The organism is Zoogloea sp. (assembly GCF_041914405.1).
GTDB lineage: Bacteria > Pseudomonadota > Gammaproteobacteria > Burkholderiales > Rhodocyclaceae > Zoogloea.
On the sequence record NZ_JAYSDK010000046.1, the window covers coordinates 1 to 14,617 of the forward strand.

The following is a 14,617-nucleotide window of genomic DNA, read 5'->3' on the forward strand; positions in this document are numbered from 1 at the left end:
AGCCGGCGAACTTGTCGCCCTGGTAGCGCAGGTAGGACTCGATCTCGAATTCCACGTCGTAGCTGAACACCGGCTTGTCGTGGCGCAGCGTGCGGCCGAATTTCTGGCCCATCGCGTCGTCGGACAGGTAGGTGATGTGGCCAACCATGCGGGCCAGCGCCAGGCCGCGGGTAGGCACCACGCCGTGCTCGTAGTAGTGGCCGCCGTGGAACTCGGGGTCCTTCAGGATGGCCTGGCGCGCCACTTCGTTGAAGGCGATGTTCTGGGCGGTGAGCTTGGGGGCGGAGGCGATAACCAGCGCGTGGGCGACCCGGTCTGGATACTGCAGCGTCCACGAAAGCGCCTGCATGCCGCCGAGGCTGCCGCCAACCACTGCGGCGAAGCGCTCGATGCCAAGCTGGTCGGCCAGCCGCGCCTGGGCGTCGACCCAGTCTTCGACGGTGACGAAGGGGAAGTCGGCGCCCCAGGGCTTGCCGGTTGCCGGGTTGATCGAGTTGGGGCCGGAGCTGCCGTAACAGCCGCCGAGATTGTTCACCCCGATCACGAAGAAGCGGTTGGTATCGAGGGGTTTGCCAGGGCCGACCAGGTTGTCCCACCAGCCTAGGGAGCCATCGGCGTACCTGCCGGCCACGTGGTGGGAGCCGGACAGCGCGTGGCAAACCAGCACCGCGTTGCTGCGCGCGGCGTTGAGGGTGCCGTAGGTCTCGTAGACCAGGTCGTACTCGGCAAGGGCGCCGCCGCTCTTGAGGGGCAGGGGCGTGCTGAAGTGGGCCGTCTGCGGCACCACGATTCCGACGGAATGTTCTTGTGTCATCTCAGTTTCGTCCCGGAAACGAAAAACCCAGCCGGCGAACGGTCGCGGACTGGGCTGCCGTCGCTTTAGCCGTACTTGTAAAGCGCCCGCAAGCTGAAGGATTCAAATCGGCGCTGTGGGGTAAAGAGTAGCGCGATGGCCCGAGGCAAGTCAAACCGGGCCGTGCTTCGGCACGGTGGGGGCGAATGAATTCGCCCCCACCGGCAGCCTGGCTTGTTCGGGCCTCGTCCTGCCGCCGTTCTTACAGCTTTTCGACCGCCTCGCGAACCCGATCGGGGTCGTCCAGCTTGAGCAGGCGCTGAACCTTGGCCGTCAGGTCGGCGGCGTCGGCGCGCAGGATGGCCTGCTTGACTTCGAGGATCTGCGCCGGATGCATGGAGAACTGGCGCAGGCCCATGCCGATCAACAGGCGCGCGCAGTCCGGGTCGCCGGCCATTTCGCCGCACACCGACACCGGGATGCCCGCTTTCACGCCAGCCTGGATGGTCTGGTGGATCAGGCGCAAAACGGCGGGGTGCAGCGGGTTGTAAAGGTGGGCGACCGCCTCGTTGCCGCGGTCGATGGCCAGTGTGTACTGGATCAGGTCGTTGGTGCCGATGGACAGGAACTGCAGGCGCTTGGTGAAGGCGCCCAGGCACAGTGCGGCGGCCGGAACCTCGATCATGCCGCCGACCGGCACGGCTTCGTCGAACTTGATCTTGCGCTCGCGCAGCTGGGTCTTGGCCTTTTCGAGGAGGATCAGGGTCTGGTCGATCTCATTGCTGCTGGCCAGCATCGGGATCAGGATCTTCAACTTGCCAAAGTGGCTGGCCCGCAGCAGCGCGCGCAGCTGGGTGAGGAACATCTTCGGTTCGGCCAGGCAGTAGCGGATCGCCCGCAGGCCGAGGGCCGGGTTGTCCTCCGGGCGGGTGGCGCCCTCGAGTTCCTTGTCGGCGCCCACGTCGAGGGTGCGCACCGTGACCGGCCTGCCGGCCATCGTTTTCACGACCGTCTTGTAGGCCTCGAACTGTTCATCCTCGTCCGGCCAGGTGTCCCGGCTCATGAACAGGAATTCGGTGCGGAACAGGCCGACGCCGTCGGCTTCGACATTCTTGGCCTGGGTGGCGTCCGGCGGCAGCTCGATGTTGGCGAGGATCTGCACCTCCTCGCCATCGAGGGTCGCCGCGCGCATCGATTTGAGGCGCTTGAGCTTGGAGCGCTCCAGTTCCACCTCGGCCTTGCGCAGGCGGTATTCCTCTAGGACCCGTTCATCCGGATCTACGATGACCACGCCGCGAGTGCCGTCGATGATGATCAGCTCGTCGTCCTTGACCACGTGGCGGATGTGGCGCAGCGCCACCACTGCCGGGATCGACAGGCTGCGGGCGACGATGGCGGTGTGGCCGGTGGGGCCGCCCGCGTCGGTGATGAAGCCGGCGACGGCGTGGTCCTTGAAGCCGATGGTGTCGGTCGGCGACAGGTCGTGGGCGACGACGATGGTGCCCAGGCCGTCTTTGCGCTTCGGCGGCAGGTGCCCCGGATGGCCGAGCAGGACCTTGACGACCCGTTCCACCACTTGCACCACGTCGGCCTTGCGCTCGCGCAGGTAGGCGTCCTCGATGGCTTCGAACTGCTCGACGAGCTGTTCCATCTGCTGGACCATCGCCCATTCGGCGTTGGACCGGCGGGTGCGGATCAGGTTGGCGGCCGCATCGACGAGCATCGGATCCTGCAGGATCATGATGTGCATGCCGATGAAGGCGTCCACCTCGGACGGCGCAGCGCCGGTGCTGGCGGAGGCCTTCAGGCTGGCCAGCTCGGTCTTGACCGTTGCGGTGGCTTCAAGCAGCCGCGCGACTTCGGCCTCCACGTGCTTGGGGGAAATCGTGAAATGGGCGACTTCCAGCAGTGCGTGGGAAACCAGGTGGGCATGGCCGATGGCGATGCCCTGGGATACCGCGAGTCCGTGGACGGTGAAGCTCATGGTCGCACCCGTGCGGCAGACAAAAGGCTTACCGGACGGGTGCGGATGGAGGTGGGGCGGCGGGTCATTCGCCCTCCCCGAACTTGTCGGCGATGAGGCCGACGAGGGCGGTCATGGCCTGGTCGGCGTCGCGGCCGTTGGTGTCGATGGTGATCGTGCTGCCCTTCGCCGCGGCCAGCATCATGACCCCCATGATGCTCTTTGCGTTGACCCGCTTGCCATTGCGTTCGAGCCAGACCTCGCTTTCGTAGGCGCTGGCGGTCTGGGTCAGCTTGGCGGAGGCGCGGGCGTGGAGGCCCAGCTTGTTGATGATTTCGGCTTCCTGGCGTGGCATGTCTTTTTTCTTCCTCGATGTGGTTTTGGGCTCTTTTTGTGGGGGCCTTCTATTTCATATGCACGACGCCTTCGCAGGCGCCGGCCACGGCTTTCTTGACCAGTACTTCCATGTTGCGTTCCCGGTAGGTGATCGTCCGCAGCAACATGGGCAGGTTGACGCCGGCCACGCCCTCGATGCGGCCTGGCTCGAGGAGCTTGGCCGCTGTGTTGGCGGGGGTGGCGCCGAGAATGTCGGTCAGGATCAACGCCCCATCGCCGCTATCGACCATGTTCAGCAGGCGGCGGGCGAGGGGCAGGGCGTCGAGAGGATCGTCTTGTCCGGATACGCCGAGTTGCAGCAGCTGGGGCGGGCGGCGGTTCAATACATGACAGGTGCACTGGATGAGCGCTTCACCCAGGCTGCCATGGGTTATGAGGAGGATTCCGATCATTCAGGCCATTCTATCCGAAGGGACCCGAGGGGCAAGCCGCAATCCGGCCGGATGCTGCGTCAGATCAAAGAAGTTGTGTCTCAGTCGACGATCTTCGCGGCTTTGATCTTGTCGCCATACTGCAGGCGGTCGTTGAGGGCGCGGGTGACTTCCACCTTGCCGTCCGCGTCTACCCGCAGCGCGTGGTCGATGCCGAAGCGCTTGGCGTATTCGCGCCAGCGCTCGCCACCCAGGTAGACTGGTTTGCTGGCCGCATCGGACAGGGTGCCGGCATTGGCACGGGGCGTGATCAGAACGGTGACCGCCTGGGTGCCGCGGGCCGGCATGCCGGTACGCGGATCGAGCAGGTGGCAGTAGCGCACGCCGTCCAACTCGAAGAAGCGCTGGTAGTCGCCGGAGGTGCCGATCGCCTCGCCGTCGCGCAGCGGCAGGGAGGCCAGTGGCCGCGGTTCGCGGGGGTGCTGGATGCCGACCCGCCAGGGGTGGTCACCCTTGCTGCCGAGGGCCAGCACGTTGCCGCCGATGTTGATGAGGGCGTTATTGACGCCGTGGGCTTTCAGGATCGCGGCGGCCCGGTCGAGTGCGTAGCCCTTGCCGTAGCCGCCCAGGTCGAGCTGGACGGCCCGGTTGCGGCTGCTGACCTTGTTGTCGACGATGGTCAGGTCCGCCATCTGCGGGTGGGCCTTGGTGATGGCGGCGAGCTTGGCTGGATCGGGATGGGTGGGTACGAAGGTGTCTGTGTGGAAGCCCCACAGGGCGATCAGCTCGCCGAGGGCGGGGTCGAACAGCTCGTCGCCTTTGGCGGCGATGGCCTTGGCGTCGCTGAGCATGGTGGCCAGCTCGGGCGACACCGGGATGTTCTGCTGGCCGGCGGCGATGGCGCTGTTGAGGGAGGTGAGTTCGGACGGCTCCCAGGCGTGGTAGGCCCGGTGCAGGCGGTCGAACTCGCGTAGCACCTCACTTACCGCGGCGCGGGAATGTTCTTCGGACGCATCCCAGGTCAGGATCTCGACGCGGGTGCCGAAGACGTAGGATTCCTGCTGGTGGAGGCGTTCCCGGCTGCAGCCGGCCAGCAGGCCGACGGTGCAGGCGAGGACTGCAAACCAGCCGGCGATACGCCGTTTCACGCGCATGCCGCCTCCAGCGCGTCGATGACTGCGCCGGGCACATCGAAGCCCATCTGGGCGGTGATCTCGACCATGCAGGTGGGGCTGGTGACGTTGATTTCGGTGAGGCGGTCGCCGATCACGTCGAGGCCGACGATGAGCAGCCCGCGCGCCCACAGGATCGGGGCCAGGTACTCGGCGATGGCGCGCTCGCCGTCGGTCAGCGGCATGGCTACGCCGCGGCCGCCGGCAGCCAGGTTGCCGCGGGTCTCGCCGGCCTTGGGGATGCGGGCGAGGGAGTAGGGAATGACCTTGCCGCCGATGATCAGCACCCGCTTGTCGCCCCCGGAGATGGCCGGCAGATAGGCTTGGGCCATGATCGTGCGGCGCTCTTCCAGGGTGAGGGTCTCGATGATCACGTTGCGGTTGGGGTCGTCGGCGCGCACACGGAAGATCTGGCTTCCGCCCATGCCGTCTAGGGGCTTGAGGATGGTGTCGCCGTGGGCGTCGATGAAGGCATTGACGTCGGCGGCGGCGCGGGCCACGCGGGTCGGCGGGATGAACTGCGGAAATTCGAGGATCGCCAGCTTCTCAGAGTGATCGCGGATCGATTCCGGGTTGTTGAAGATCCGTGCGCCGGCCCTGGCGGCGCTCTCCAGCAACCAGGTGGCGGTGACGTACTCGAAGTCGAAGGGCGGGTCCTGGCGCATCAGTACCGCGTCGTAGGCGGTGAGGGGTAGGTTTTCCTCGGCACCCGCCACGTACCAGGCTTCATCGTCGTCGGTGAGCGTCAGGGCCAGCGTGCGGGCGCTGACGGTGCCGGCTTCCCATACCAGGTGTTCGCGCTGGATGGCGTAGACCTGATGGCCACGGCGGGCGGCGGCGCGCATCATCGCGATGCTGGAGTCCTTGTAGGCCTTGAGCTTGTCGAGGGGGTCGAGGATGAAGGCGAATTTCATGGTCGTGTCGGTGTTTGCGGTGTGTTCTTGTTGGGAGGCTCAGGCCGCTTCTGTGAAGACGGCGGGTTCGGTGGCTTCGATCTCGAGGGCAGCGGCGAGTAGGGCCAGACGCGCCACGACGCCGTAAGCGTAGAAGCGGTTCGGCGGGGCGTCCGGTCCCAGGTTGCAGTCGGGCAGGCTGCAGGGGGCCTCGAAGGCCAGGTGTTCGAACTGCATGCCGGGGGCGTTGAGGTTCTCGTCGCGGCCGCGCTGGCTGTGCAACCGGTAAAAGCCGCCCACCACGTAGTGGTCCATCATGTAGACCACCGGTTCGGCGACGGCTTTATGGACGGTTTCGACGGTGGGCACGCCTTCCTGGATGATCACGTCGTGAACCTCCAGGCCTTCCTTGACGACGCTCATCTTGTTGCGCTGCTTGCGGTTGAGGCCGATCAGCTCGGAGGCGTCCCTGACCGTCATGATGCCCATCCCGTAGGTGCCGGCGTCGGCCTTGACGACGACGAAGGGCTCCTCGCCAATCTCGTATTCCTTGTATCTAGTACGGATGCCGTCGAGCATCGCGGCGACCTTGTCGGCGAGTTCCTGCTCGCCGCTGCGGGCATGGAAGTCCAGTCCGCTGCAGTTGTCCCAGGCCGGGTTGATGCGCCACGGGTCGATGCCGATGGCGGCGCCGAACTCCTGCGTCACGCGGTCGTAAGCGGCTGCGTGCCTGGACTTGCGACGGGTGTGCCAGCCGGCATGTAGCGGCGGGATGACCCACTGATCGTGGAGGTTGGCGAGCTGGGCTGGGATGCCGGCGGACAGGTCGTTGTTGAGCAGCACCGCACAGGGATCGAAGTCCTTCAGGCCGAGGCGGCGGCCGTGGCGCTCGAGCGGTTCCAGCGTGAGGCTCGCGCCATTGGCCAGTTCGAGCACGGTAGGGGCGGTGATCTCCGGCAGCAGGCTGCCGAGGCGTACTTCCAGGCCGGTGAGGCGCAGGATGGACACCAGCTTGGCGACGTTCTGCAGGTAGAACTGGTTGCGGGTGTGGTTTTCCGGGATCAGCAGGATCGCTTGGGCGCCGACACAGATGCGCTCGATTGCGGCCTGGGCGGCCTGTACGCAGAGGGGCAGAAAGGCATCGTGGAGGTTGTTGAAGCCGCCGGGAAACAGGTTGAGGTCCACCGGGGCCAGTTTGAAGCCGGCATTGCGCAGGTCGGTGGAGCCGTAGAAAGGTGGCAGGTGTTCCTGCCACTGGGTGCGCATCCAGCGCTCGATGGCGCAGGCCTTGTCGAGGAAGTGCCGCTCCAGCTCCAGCAGGGGACCGGTGAGGGCAGTGGTGAGATGGGGAACCATGGGGCCTCGCGGACTGTTCTCGGGGGGCGATGCGTCGGGTGTCCGACGAGCCCGTGTGCGTCGTCGACCGGCGTGGCCCGCATTTGTTCGCCCGATGTTACACCATCGACTCCGGCTGTCCGGCGGGTGGGACGGACTCGGCGGCCGGCGGCAGGAAGGCCCGGAAGCAGTCGGGTAGTGGAGCGTTCTCCAGGCTGCGTTGGGAGAACAGGTAGCGCCCGTCGCAAACGAAGCCCAGGTCGGCCCAGTCCACCCCGTTGAGGGCATCGCGGAAGGCCGTCAGGTCGACGTCATGGCGTAGCGGGAAGATGCCCAGGATCGCCCCGTCGAAGTTGTTGCAAGGGTGCAGGAAAAACGGATTCGGTTGGCGCGTCTTGGTGTTCACATAGACCCGCGGTGCGTCGGTCTGCGGGTAGCCGCGTCCCCATTGCCACCAGTTTTTTTCGTCGAAGGGGCGGATGCGCCGGGCAAGCAGGCGTTCCCGGTGCGGCAGCAGGACATTGGGCGCTGTAGAGCCGGGTTCGCACCAGATCATGCGGCGGGTTTCGCCACTGCGGGCGGTGCGGGAGTTGACGAAATCCCGCGTGCCGGCCGTGTCGCTGGCGTAGATGTCGTCCGCTCCCGACACCGCGCCGACCTTCACGCTGGCCACGTCGGCCAGGCTGAGGGGGTATTCGCCACGGGAAAACAGCAGGTGCCCGGCACATTCGAAGAAGTGGCGGGCCTGCCAGGGCGGCTGTTCGAGGCTGCGGGCGAGGTCGTCGCCCTGTCCGATCTGCGCCCAGGCGGTGCGGCGCGACAGGTTGCCGAGCTCGTAGCGCCAGATCAGGCAGTTGGGCACGGCACCGGAGAAAACCCGGGCGTCGCCCAGGTCGATGGCGTGGGTGATCGTGCCGTGCTCGAACAGCCAGCGGTTGAGCGGACGGGCGCTGGTGGCCTTGAGGAAGTCGCGCGGGGTGATGAAGATCAGCTCGCCGCCCGGCTGCAGGTGGCGCAGGCACTTCTCGATGAAGAACAGGTAGAGGTTGCTGCGTCCGTCGAGGCCGTCCTGGCGCAGCAGGACCCGTGTGCTCCGTCCGATGTCCTGATAGCGCACGTAGGGCGGATTGCCGATCACGGTCTCGAACTTCTCGTCTTCCGGGTAGGCGAAGAAGTCCTCGTTGCGCGCATTGGGCGGGCACTGGCGGGGGTCGAACTCGATGCCGACCGCGTTGTGCAGGTGGCGCAGGAAGGCGCCATCGCCGCAGGAGGGCTCGAGCACGCGGCCGGCGTTCTGGCGCAGGCGCAGCATGGCGCGCACGACCTTCTCCGGCGTGAACACTTGGCCGAGGGCCTCGGGGGTCGGCAGTTCGGTGGCGGTCGGAGTCAGGGGCTTGGGGCCGGGCTTGGCAGGCACGGGCGACTCAGGCGGCAAGGAACAGCATCAGCAGTTCGTTGAGGAAGTGGCGGCCTTTGGCAGACGGGCGCAGGGTCTCGTCGTCAATCTCGATAAGCCCTTGCTGGCGTGCCTTTAGCAACCCTTCTTCGGCGGCCTCGAAGGGCAGGCCGGTGCGTTCGGAGAACAGCCGTCGTGGCACGCCCTTGTTGAGGCGCAGCGCGTTCATCATGAATTCGAAGGGCAGTTCGTCGGTGCCGATGCTGCGCCGTTCCTGCACGAAGGTGCCGTTGTCGCGGGCTGCCAGGTAGGCCGCCGGGTGCTTGGGACGGGTTTCGCGCACGATGCCTTCGTGGGACGAGAGCTTGCCGTGGGCGCCGGCGCCAATGCCCAGGTAGTCGCCGAAGGTCCAGTAGTTGAGGTTGTGGCGGCACTCCCGGTGGGGCTTGGCGAAGGCCGAGGTCTCGTAGTGGCCGTAGCCGGCTTCGGCCAGGCGCGCTTCGATGTGGTCCTGCATGTCGGCGGACAGGTCGGGGTCGGGCACTTCCGGCGGGTTGGCGGCGAAGGCGGTATTGGGTTCCAGCGTCAGGTGGTAGCAGGACAGGTGCTGGGGGCCAAGGGCCAGCGCGGTGGCGAGGTCGGCCTCCGCTTCGGCGAGGGTCTGGCCGGGCAGCGCGTACATCAGGTCGAGGTTGACCGCCTCGAAGTGGGTCAGTGCCGCTTCGGCCGCGGCGATGGCGTCGGTGCGACCGTGGATGCGCCCGAGGGCCTGCAGGTGGCGGTCATCGAAGCTCTGGATGCCGACCGACAGCCGATTGACGCCAGCCTGGCGGAAGGCGCGGAAACGCCCGGAATCGACGGTGCCCGGGTTGGCCTCCAGCGTGATCTCGGCCTGGGGGTCGAGCTGAACGCGCATGCGGATCGCGGTGAGCAGTTCGTCGAGACCGTCGGGGGTGATCAGGCTGGGCGTGCCGCCGCCGATGAAGATGGTGTGCACGCGGCGGCCCCAGATCTGCGGCAGCGCGCTTTCTAGGTCGGCTACCAGGGCCTCGATGTAGGCCTGCTCGGGGATACCCTCGTCCTTTACCGCGTGGGAATTGAAGTCGCAGTACGGGCACTTGCGCACGCACCACGGAAAATGCACGTACAGGGACAGGGGTGGCGAGGCGGTGAGGCGGGATTCCCAGCGGCCGTCGGCAGATTTCGGCGCGGCGGCCTTGGGTGTGATCGGGATGATCCGGTTTTCGGGCATGGAGCGTGGTGCGTGAAACGGGGGCTCAGCTCTGTTCGGCGCGCAGCTTGTCGAGCAACTGGCGGAAGGCGGAGCCCCGGTGGGACAGGACGTTCTTGAGTTCGTGGGGGATCTCGGCGGCGGTCTGCTCCAGGTCGGTGACGAGGAACAGCGGGTCGTAGCCGAAGCCGCCCTTGCCGCGCGGCGCGGGCAGGATTTCGCCGTGCCATTCGCCGCAGGCGATCAGCGGTTGCGGGTCGTCGGCGTGGCGGACGAGGGCCAATGCGCAGTAGAAGCGCGCGCGGCGGTCGCTCTGGCCGGCCAGGCGTTCGAGCAGCAACGCGTTGTTGCGTTCGTCGGACTTGGGCTCGCCGGCGAAGCGTGCCGACAGCACGCCCGGTGCTCCGCCCAGCACGTCCACGCACAGCCCGGAGTCGTCGGCGAGAGCCGGCAGGCCGGTGGCGCGGGACGCGTGGCGGGCCTTGGCGAGGGCGTTCTCGACGAAGCTGGGGTGCGGTTCCTCGGCCTCGCTGACATTGAAGGCCGACTGGGGCAGCACTTCAATGCCGAGCGGGCCGAGCAGGGCTGAGAGTTCCTTGAGTTTGCCGGCGTTGCCGCTGGCCAGGACGAGTTGTTTCATGGCGCCAGATCCTCCGTGGGCTTCTTCAGGCGCCGAGACCGAGCGCCTTCTTCTGTTCGACGACCAGTTGGGCCACGCCGGCGGCGGCGAGTTCCAGCAGGCTGTCGAGCTCCGCGCGGGAGAAGGGCGTGCCTTCGGCGGTGCCCTGCACCTCGACGAAGCCGCCGCTGCCGGTCATCACCACGTTCATGTCGGTGTCGCAGCCGGAGTCTTCCGGGTAATCCAGGTCGAGCACCGGCACACCCTTGTAGATACCGACGGAAATGGCCGCGACGAAATCGCGCATCGGGTTGGCGGGCAGCTTGCCGGCCTTGACCAGGCCTTCGAGGGCGTCATGGACGGCGATGCAGGCGCCGGTGATGGACGCCGTGCGGGTGCCGCCGTCGGCCTGCAGCACGTCGCAGTCGATGGTGATCTGGCGTTCGCCGAGGGCTTCCATGTCTACTACGGCGCGCAGGCTGCGGCCGATCAGACGCTGGATCTCCTGCGTGCGGCCGCTCTGCTTGCCCTTGGCGGCTTCCCGCGGGCTGCGCGTGTGGGTGGAGCGGGGCAGCATGCCGTATTCGGCAGTCAGCCAGCCCTGGCCCTTGCCGCGCAGGAAGGGCGGCACGCTCTCCTCGACGCTGGCGGTGCACAGCACGCGGGTGTCGCCGAACTCGATCAGCACCGAGCCTTCGGCATGGCGGGTGAAGCCGCGGGTGATGCGGATCGGACGGAGGGCGGCGGGAGCGCGGCCGCTGGGGCGGGCGAAGGTGTCGGAGGTGGTGGTCATTTGAACTTGTGAATAGCTGCGTTGATTTCGCGGATGGCGCGTTCGATTTCGTCTTCGCTGAGGTCTTCCTGGTCGCGCTTGCCGCGTCCGAAGCCCTCCATCTGGGTGGTGACGGCGTCGAAGGGCATGGTGCGGGTGGACACCGTGTCGGGGATGTCGCCCTGGTGGTCGTCGTGCCAGGTCATGGCGATCAGGGACATGTTGTCGCACTGGGCGCCGCCGAGCTCCTCGGCCACGTTCATGACGCGCGGCACGCTTTCCATGACCTTGCCGTCGGCGAGGCCCTTGACCAGCGTATCGGCGTCGAGGGGGCCCCACACGCCGTCGGAACACATGGCGATGACGTCGCCATTGCCCAGGGGGACGCCGCGGGAGAACTCGATCTGCGGCGGATGGCTGCCGCCCAGGCAGGAGAAGATGCGGTTGCGGCCTGGATGCACGGCGGCGCTCTCGGCGTCGAGCAAGCCCTGGTCGAGCATCAGCTGGACGCGGGAATGGTCACGGGTCTGGGCTGCAAGGCGGCCCTTGCGGATCAGATACAGGCGGGAGTCGCCGGCATGGGCCCAATGGGCGATGCCGTCCTGGATCAGGCAGGCGACGATGGTCGTGCGGGGGATGTCCGACAGGTGCTTGTCGAAGGCGTAGTCGAGGATCGCGTGGTGGGCGTTGCTGAGTACCCGCGACAGGAACAGCACCGGGTCGGTGACCTTGGGCTTGGCTTCCTGCTGGAAGGACTGGGCGATGAACTGGACGGAGATCTGCGCGGCCACTTCGCCATAGAGGTGGCCGCCCATGCCGTCAGCGAGCAGCATCAGCAGCGCGTCCCGGGTGTAGGAGTAGGCGACCCGGTCCTGGTTGGTGCGGCGTTTGCCTACCCGGCTCTCCTGGAAAATCGTGAATCTCATGAGCGGCCTATCATTGTTCTTAGTCTTGTACCCAGTCCTTCGAGCCAGGATTTCTGTTGCGGCGGCGCTTCCCGGTGACGCTGGGCAAGTACCTTTTGCAGCGCGAAACAGCTCTGCGGACGTTTCAGCGGATCGAGCTGCAGGCACCAGTCGATGGTGGCAAGGAAATGGGGTGAATACTGTCCGGCCCAGGCCTTGGTGGCGGGCACCACGGTGTCGTGCTTGAGACGCTCGTCCGAGCGTTGCGGCGAGGTGCCGGCCAGACAGGCATACATGCTGGCGCCCACGCTGTAGATGTCGCTCCACGGACCGAGGGCGTCCCGGTTGGTGAATTGCTCCGGCGACGCGAAGCCTGGCGTGTACATCGGCTTGAGGATCGGCGTGTCGGACATCAGGGTCTGACGGGCGGCACCGAAATCGAGCAGTACCGGCGTGCCGTCGGCACGCAGATAGATGTTGGACGGCTTGATGTCCAGGTGCAGCAGCTTGTGGGCGTGGACCTCGCGCAGGCCGTTGAGCATGCGCGTGAACACGCCACGGATGAAGCGCTCGCGGATGCTGCCCTTGTTCTTCTGCACGTAATCGTGAAGGGTCCGCCCGCGCTCGAACTGCATCACCATGTAAACGGTGCCGTTGGCGCGGAAGAAGTTGAGCACCCTTACCACGTTGGGGTGCACGAGCTTGGCTAGTGCCCGTCCTTCCTCGAAGAAACACTTCATGCCGTAGCGAAAGGCGCCTTGGTGGGCCTCGGTGACGTGCGGCGTGACTTCACCCTCGGCGCGCAGGGCGAGGGAGTTGGGCAGGTATTCCTTGATGGCGACCGGCGTCCCGTCCTGGTCGTAGGCCAGGTACACGATGGAGAAGCCGCCCAGGGACAGCTGTCGCTCGACCCGGTAGTGGTCGAGCTGGAATCCGGACGGCAGGGCGCAGTTTTGTTGAGTGGCCATCAGGCAGGGCGCTACACTTCGTCTTTTGTGGCGGTCGAAGGCGCTAGTTTAGCCTCGCTTCGCCACGCTATCTCGGGAAAAACACGATGATCCACAGCATGACGGGTTACGCCGTCCAGGCCCGCGACCTGGGCCGCGTCGCCCTGCACCTGGAATTGCGCAGCGTCAATTCCCGTTACCTCGATCTGGCTTTCCGGATCAACGACGACCTGCGGCAGGCCGAACCGATGCTGCGCGAAGCCATCACCGCCAAGCTGCGGCGGGGTAAGGTCGAATGCCGTTTCAATTTGCAGGCGAAGGATAGCGCACCTCGCGACCTCGCGATCAATGGCGCGCTTTTGACCCAGCTGAAGACTGCCCAGGCTGCCGTGCAGGCTGAGCTGCCGCAGGCCGCACCGCTGTCGGTCGCCGAGGTGCTGCGCTGGCCCGGCATGCTGGCCGACGACAGCGTGACTTTCGAGTCCCTGCAGCCGGAGATTGCGGCGACCATCGCTGCGGCGCTGGACGAACTGATCGCCACCCGCCAGCGCGAAGGCGAGAAGCTGGCCGAGATGATCCGCGGGCGCATCGCCCACATGCGTAGCCTGGTCGCCACGGTGCAGCCGCGGGTGCCGGCACTGGTCGCCGAGTATCAGGAGAAGCTCGCCACCCGCCTGCGTGACGCCGCCGCGACCCTCGATGACGACCGTATCCGCCTGGAAGTCGGCCTGTTCGCCCAGCGCGTCGATGTGGCAGAGGAGTTGTCCCGCCTGTCCACCCATCTGGACGAAGTCGAGCGCATCCTCAAGGCTGGCGGCGCCGCCGGCAAACGCCTGGACTTCCTGATGCAGGAACTCAATCGCGAGGCCAACACCCTCGGCTCCAAGGCGATGGCCGCCGACATGACCGCAATCGCCGTCGAGCTTAAGCTGGCTATCGAGCAGATGCGCGAGCAGGTGCAGAACATCGAGTAAGGAGCGAGCATGCCCGGTACCCTGTTCATCGTCACCGCGCCGTCCGGCGCCGGCAAGACCACCCTCGTCAGCGGCCTGCTGGAGCGCGATCCGCTGGTCCGCCTGTCGGTGTCCTACACCACCCGCGCGCCGCGTACCGGCGAGGTGAATGGCCAGCACTACAATTTCGTCGATGTGCCGACCTTCCGTGCGCTGCGTGACAAGGGCGAGTTCCTCGAGTGGGCCGAGGTGCACAGCAACTATTACGCGACCTCCAAGACCTGGCTGGAGTCCCAGATCAGCTCCGGCAAGGACATCCTGCTGGAGATCGACTGGCAGGGCGCCCAGCAGGTTCGCAAGGTGTTCCCGAAGGCGGTTGGCGTGTTCATCCTGCCGCCGTCGGTGGATGAGCTTGAGCGCCGCCTGCGCGGTCGCGGCACCGACAGCGAGGATGTGATCGCCCGTCGTGTGCTGGCTGCCCGTGGCGAGATGCGCCATGTGGCGGAGTTCGACTACGTTATAATCAACGAAGACTTGACCGCGGCCCTGGATGATCTGGTAGCCGTGGTGCGAGCCTCGCGGCTGCGCTACGCCAACCAGGAGGCGCGCAAGCCGGAGTTTTTCCATTACCTGGAACAGGATTGATATGGCCCGCGTTACCGTCGACGACTGTCTGAAAAGAATCCCCAACCGCTTCCAGCTGACCCTGGCGGCGACCTACCGTGCCCGTCAACTGACGGCCGGAGCCACCCCGCAGGTGGACCTGGACCGCCACGACAAGGACAAGCCCACTGTGATCGCGCTGCGTGAAATCGCTGCCGGCAAGGTCGGCACCGAAGTCCTCAACCGCGGCCAGGCCTGAGCGCCTTTC

General features: G+C 66.4%; 16 protein-coding genes. 3 read left to right on the top strand and 13 right to left on the bottom strand.

The features are described from left to right. The 13 genes from ACE3RX_RS20790 to ACE3RX_RS20850 all read right to left on the bottom strand — a co-directional run. A partial coding sequence (locus ACE3RX_RS20790; RefSeq protein WP_374486883.1) for a homoserine O-acetyltransferase occupies positions 1-814 on the bottom strand: 814 nt, incomplete at its 3' end. Positions 815-1,055: 241 nt separating this feature from the next. Beyond that, positions 1,056-2,777 carry a phosphoenolpyruvate--protein phosphotransferase gene (gene ptsP, locus ACE3RX_RS20795; RefSeq protein WP_374486884.1) on the bottom strand — a complete coding sequence of 574 codons (1,722 nt, stop codon included), beginning with the start codon at positions 2,775-2,777 and terminating at the stop codon, positions 1,056-1,058. A 64-nt stretch (positions 2,778-2,841) separates the two neighbouring features. Beyond that, entirely contained in the window at positions 2,842-3,111 is a 270-nt protein-coding gene (locus ACE3RX_RS20800; RefSeq protein ID WP_374486885.1) for an HPr family phosphocarrier protein, read from the bottom strand. Positions 3,112-3,160: 49 nt separating this feature from the next. Beyond that, a complete protein-coding gene (locus tag ACE3RX_RS20805; RefSeq protein WP_374486886.1) occupies positions 3,161-3,544 on the bottom strand; it encodes a PTS sugar transporter subunit IIA in 384 nt (127 codons plus the stop codon). An 80-nt stretch (positions 3,545-3,624) separates the two neighbouring features. Next, complete coding sequence (locus ACE3RX_RS20810; protein ID WP_374486887.1) at positions 3,625-4,677, bottom strand: FAD:protein FMN transferase; 1,053 nt, start codon at positions 4,675-4,677, stop codon at positions 3,625-3,627. Further along, positions 4,668-5,609, bottom strand: coding sequence for a glutathione synthase (gene gshB / locus ACE3RX_RS20815; RefSeq protein WP_374486888.1), 942 nt, complete (start codon positions 5,607-5,609; stop codon positions 4,668-4,670). Before gshB ends, ACE3RX_RS20810 begins: the two co-directional genes overlap by 10 nt. A 39-nt stretch (positions 5,610-5,648) precedes the next feature. Continuing rightward, positions 5,649-6,944, bottom strand: a complete 1,296-nt coding sequence (gshA, locus tag ACE3RX_RS20820; RefSeq protein ID WP_374486889.1) for a glutamate--cysteine ligase — start codon at positions 6,942-6,944, stop codon at positions 5,649-5,651. Positions 6,945-7,041: 97 nt separating this feature from the next. Continuing rightward, positions 7,042-8,313: a class I SAM-dependent DNA methyltransferase gene (locus ACE3RX_RS20825; RefSeq protein WP_374486913.1), complete on the bottom strand. Its 1,272-nt coding sequence runs from the start codon at positions 8,311-8,313 to the stop codon at positions 7,042-7,044. 34 nt (positions 8,314-8,347) lie between these two features. Further along, positions 8,348-9,571, bottom strand: coding sequence for a radical SAM family heme chaperone HemW (hemW, locus tag ACE3RX_RS20830; protein ID WP_374486890.1), 1,224 nt, complete (start codon positions 9,569-9,571; stop codon positions 8,348-8,350). A gap of 25 nt (positions 9,572-9,596) precedes the next feature. Further along, positions 9,597-10,190: an RdgB/HAM1 family non-canonical purine NTP pyrophosphatase gene (gene rdgB / locus ACE3RX_RS20835; RefSeq protein WP_374486891.1), complete on the bottom strand. Its 594-nt coding sequence runs from the start codon at positions 10,188-10,190 to the stop codon at positions 9,597-9,599. A gap of 25 nt (positions 10,191-10,215) precedes the next feature. Continuing rightward, positions 10,216-10,962, bottom strand: a complete 747-nt coding sequence (gene rph / locus ACE3RX_RS20840) for a ribonuclease PH (RefSeq protein ID WP_374486892.1) — start codon at positions 10,960-10,962, stop codon at positions 10,216-10,218. Further along, a complete protein-coding gene (locus ACE3RX_RS20845) occupies positions 10,959-11,867 on the bottom strand; it encodes a PP2C family serine/threonine-protein phosphatase (RefSeq protein ID WP_374486893.1) in 909 nt (302 codons plus the stop codon). Before ACE3RX_RS20845 ends, rph begins: the two co-directional genes overlap by 4 nt. Next, positions 11,864-12,814 carry a serine/threonine protein kinase gene (locus tag ACE3RX_RS20850; protein ID WP_374486894.1) on the bottom strand — a complete coding sequence of 317 codons (951 nt, stop codon included), beginning with the start codon at positions 12,812-12,814 and terminating at the stop codon, positions 11,864-11,866. Before ACE3RX_RS20850 ends, ACE3RX_RS20845 begins: the two co-directional genes overlap by 4 nt. A gap of 86 nt (positions 12,815-12,900) precedes the next feature. Between ACE3RX_RS20850 and ACE3RX_RS20855 the strand changes: the two genes are divergently transcribed. The 3 genes from ACE3RX_RS20855 to rpoZ are packed head-to-tail and all read left to right on the top strand — an operon-like array spanning position 12,901 to position 14,608. Then, on the top strand, positions 12,901-13,767 hold the full coding sequence (locus ACE3RX_RS20855) for a YicC/YloC family endoribonuclease (protein ID WP_374486895.1): 867 nt from the start codon (positions 12,901-12,903) through the stop codon (positions 13,765-13,767). A 9-nt stretch (positions 13,768-13,776) separates the two neighbouring features. Next, positions 13,777-14,391, top strand: coding sequence for a guanylate kinase (gene gmk / locus ACE3RX_RS20860; RefSeq protein ID WP_374486896.1), 615 nt, complete (start codon positions 13,777-13,779; stop codon positions 14,389-14,391). Position 14,392: 1 nt separating this feature from the next. After that, positions 14,393-14,608 carry a DNA-directed RNA polymerase subunit omega gene (rpoZ, locus tag ACE3RX_RS20865; RefSeq protein WP_079434420.1) on the top strand — a complete coding sequence of 72 codons (216 nt, stop codon included), beginning with the start codon at positions 14,393-14,395 and terminating at the stop codon, positions 14,606-14,608. Positions 14,609-14,617: the final 9 nt, after the last annotated feature.

Excerpts from the sequence above, each read along its gene's own strand:
- ptsP (WP_374486884.1), bottom strand. The coding sequence starts at position 2,777 with ATGAGCTTCACCGTCCACGGACTCGCGGTATCCCAGGGCATCGCCATC.
- ACE3RX_RS20800 (WP_374486885.1), bottom strand. The coding sequence starts at position 3,111 with ATGCCACGCCAGGAAGCCGAAATCATCAACAAGCTGGGCCTCCACGCC.
- ACE3RX_RS20805 (WP_374486886.1), bottom strand. The coding sequence starts at position 3,544 with ATGATCGGAATCCTCCTCATAACCCATGGCAGCCTGGGTGAAGCGCTC.
- ACE3RX_RS20810 (WP_374486887.1), bottom strand. The coding sequence starts at position 4,677 with ATGCGCGTGAAACGGCGTATCGCCGGCTGGTTTGCAGTCCTCGCCTGC.
- gshB (WP_374486888.1), bottom strand. The coding sequence starts at position 5,609 with ATGAAATTCGCCTTCATCCTCGACCCCCTCGACAAGCTCAAGGCCTAC.
- gshA (WP_374486889.1), bottom strand. The coding sequence starts at position 6,944 with ATGGTTCCCCATCTCACCACTGCCCTCACCGGTCCCCTGCTGGAGCTG.
- hemW (WP_374486890.1), bottom strand. The coding sequence starts at position 9,571 with ATGCCCGAAAACCGGATCATCCCGATCACACCCAAGGCCGCCGCGCCG.
- rdgB (WP_374486891.1), bottom strand. The coding sequence starts at position 10,190 with ATGAAACAACTCGTCCTGGCCAGCGGCAACGCCGGCAAACTCAAGGAA.
- rph (WP_374486892.1), bottom strand. The coding sequence starts at position 10,962 with ATGACCACCACCTCCGACACCTTCGCCCGCCCCAGCGGCCGCGCTCCC.
- ACE3RX_RS20845 (WP_374486893.1), bottom strand. The coding sequence starts at position 11,867 with ATGAGATTCACGATTTTCCAGGAGAGCCGGGTAGGCAAACGCCGCACC.
- ACE3RX_RS20850 (WP_374486894.1), bottom strand. The coding sequence starts at position 12,814 with ATGGCCACTCAACAAAACTGCGCCCTGCCGTCCGGATTCCAGCTCGAC.
- ACE3RX_RS20855 (WP_374486895.1), top strand. The coding sequence starts at position 12,901 with ATGATCCACAGCATGACGGGTTACGCCGTCCAGGCCCGCGACCTGGGC.
- gmk (WP_374486896.1), top strand. The coding sequence starts at position 13,777 with ATGCCCGGTACCCTGTTCATCGTCACCGCGCCGTCCGGCGCCGGCAAG.
- rpoZ (WP_079434420.1), top strand. The coding sequence starts at position 14,393 with ATGGCCCGCGTTACCGTCGACGACTGTCTGAAAAGAATCCCCAACCGC.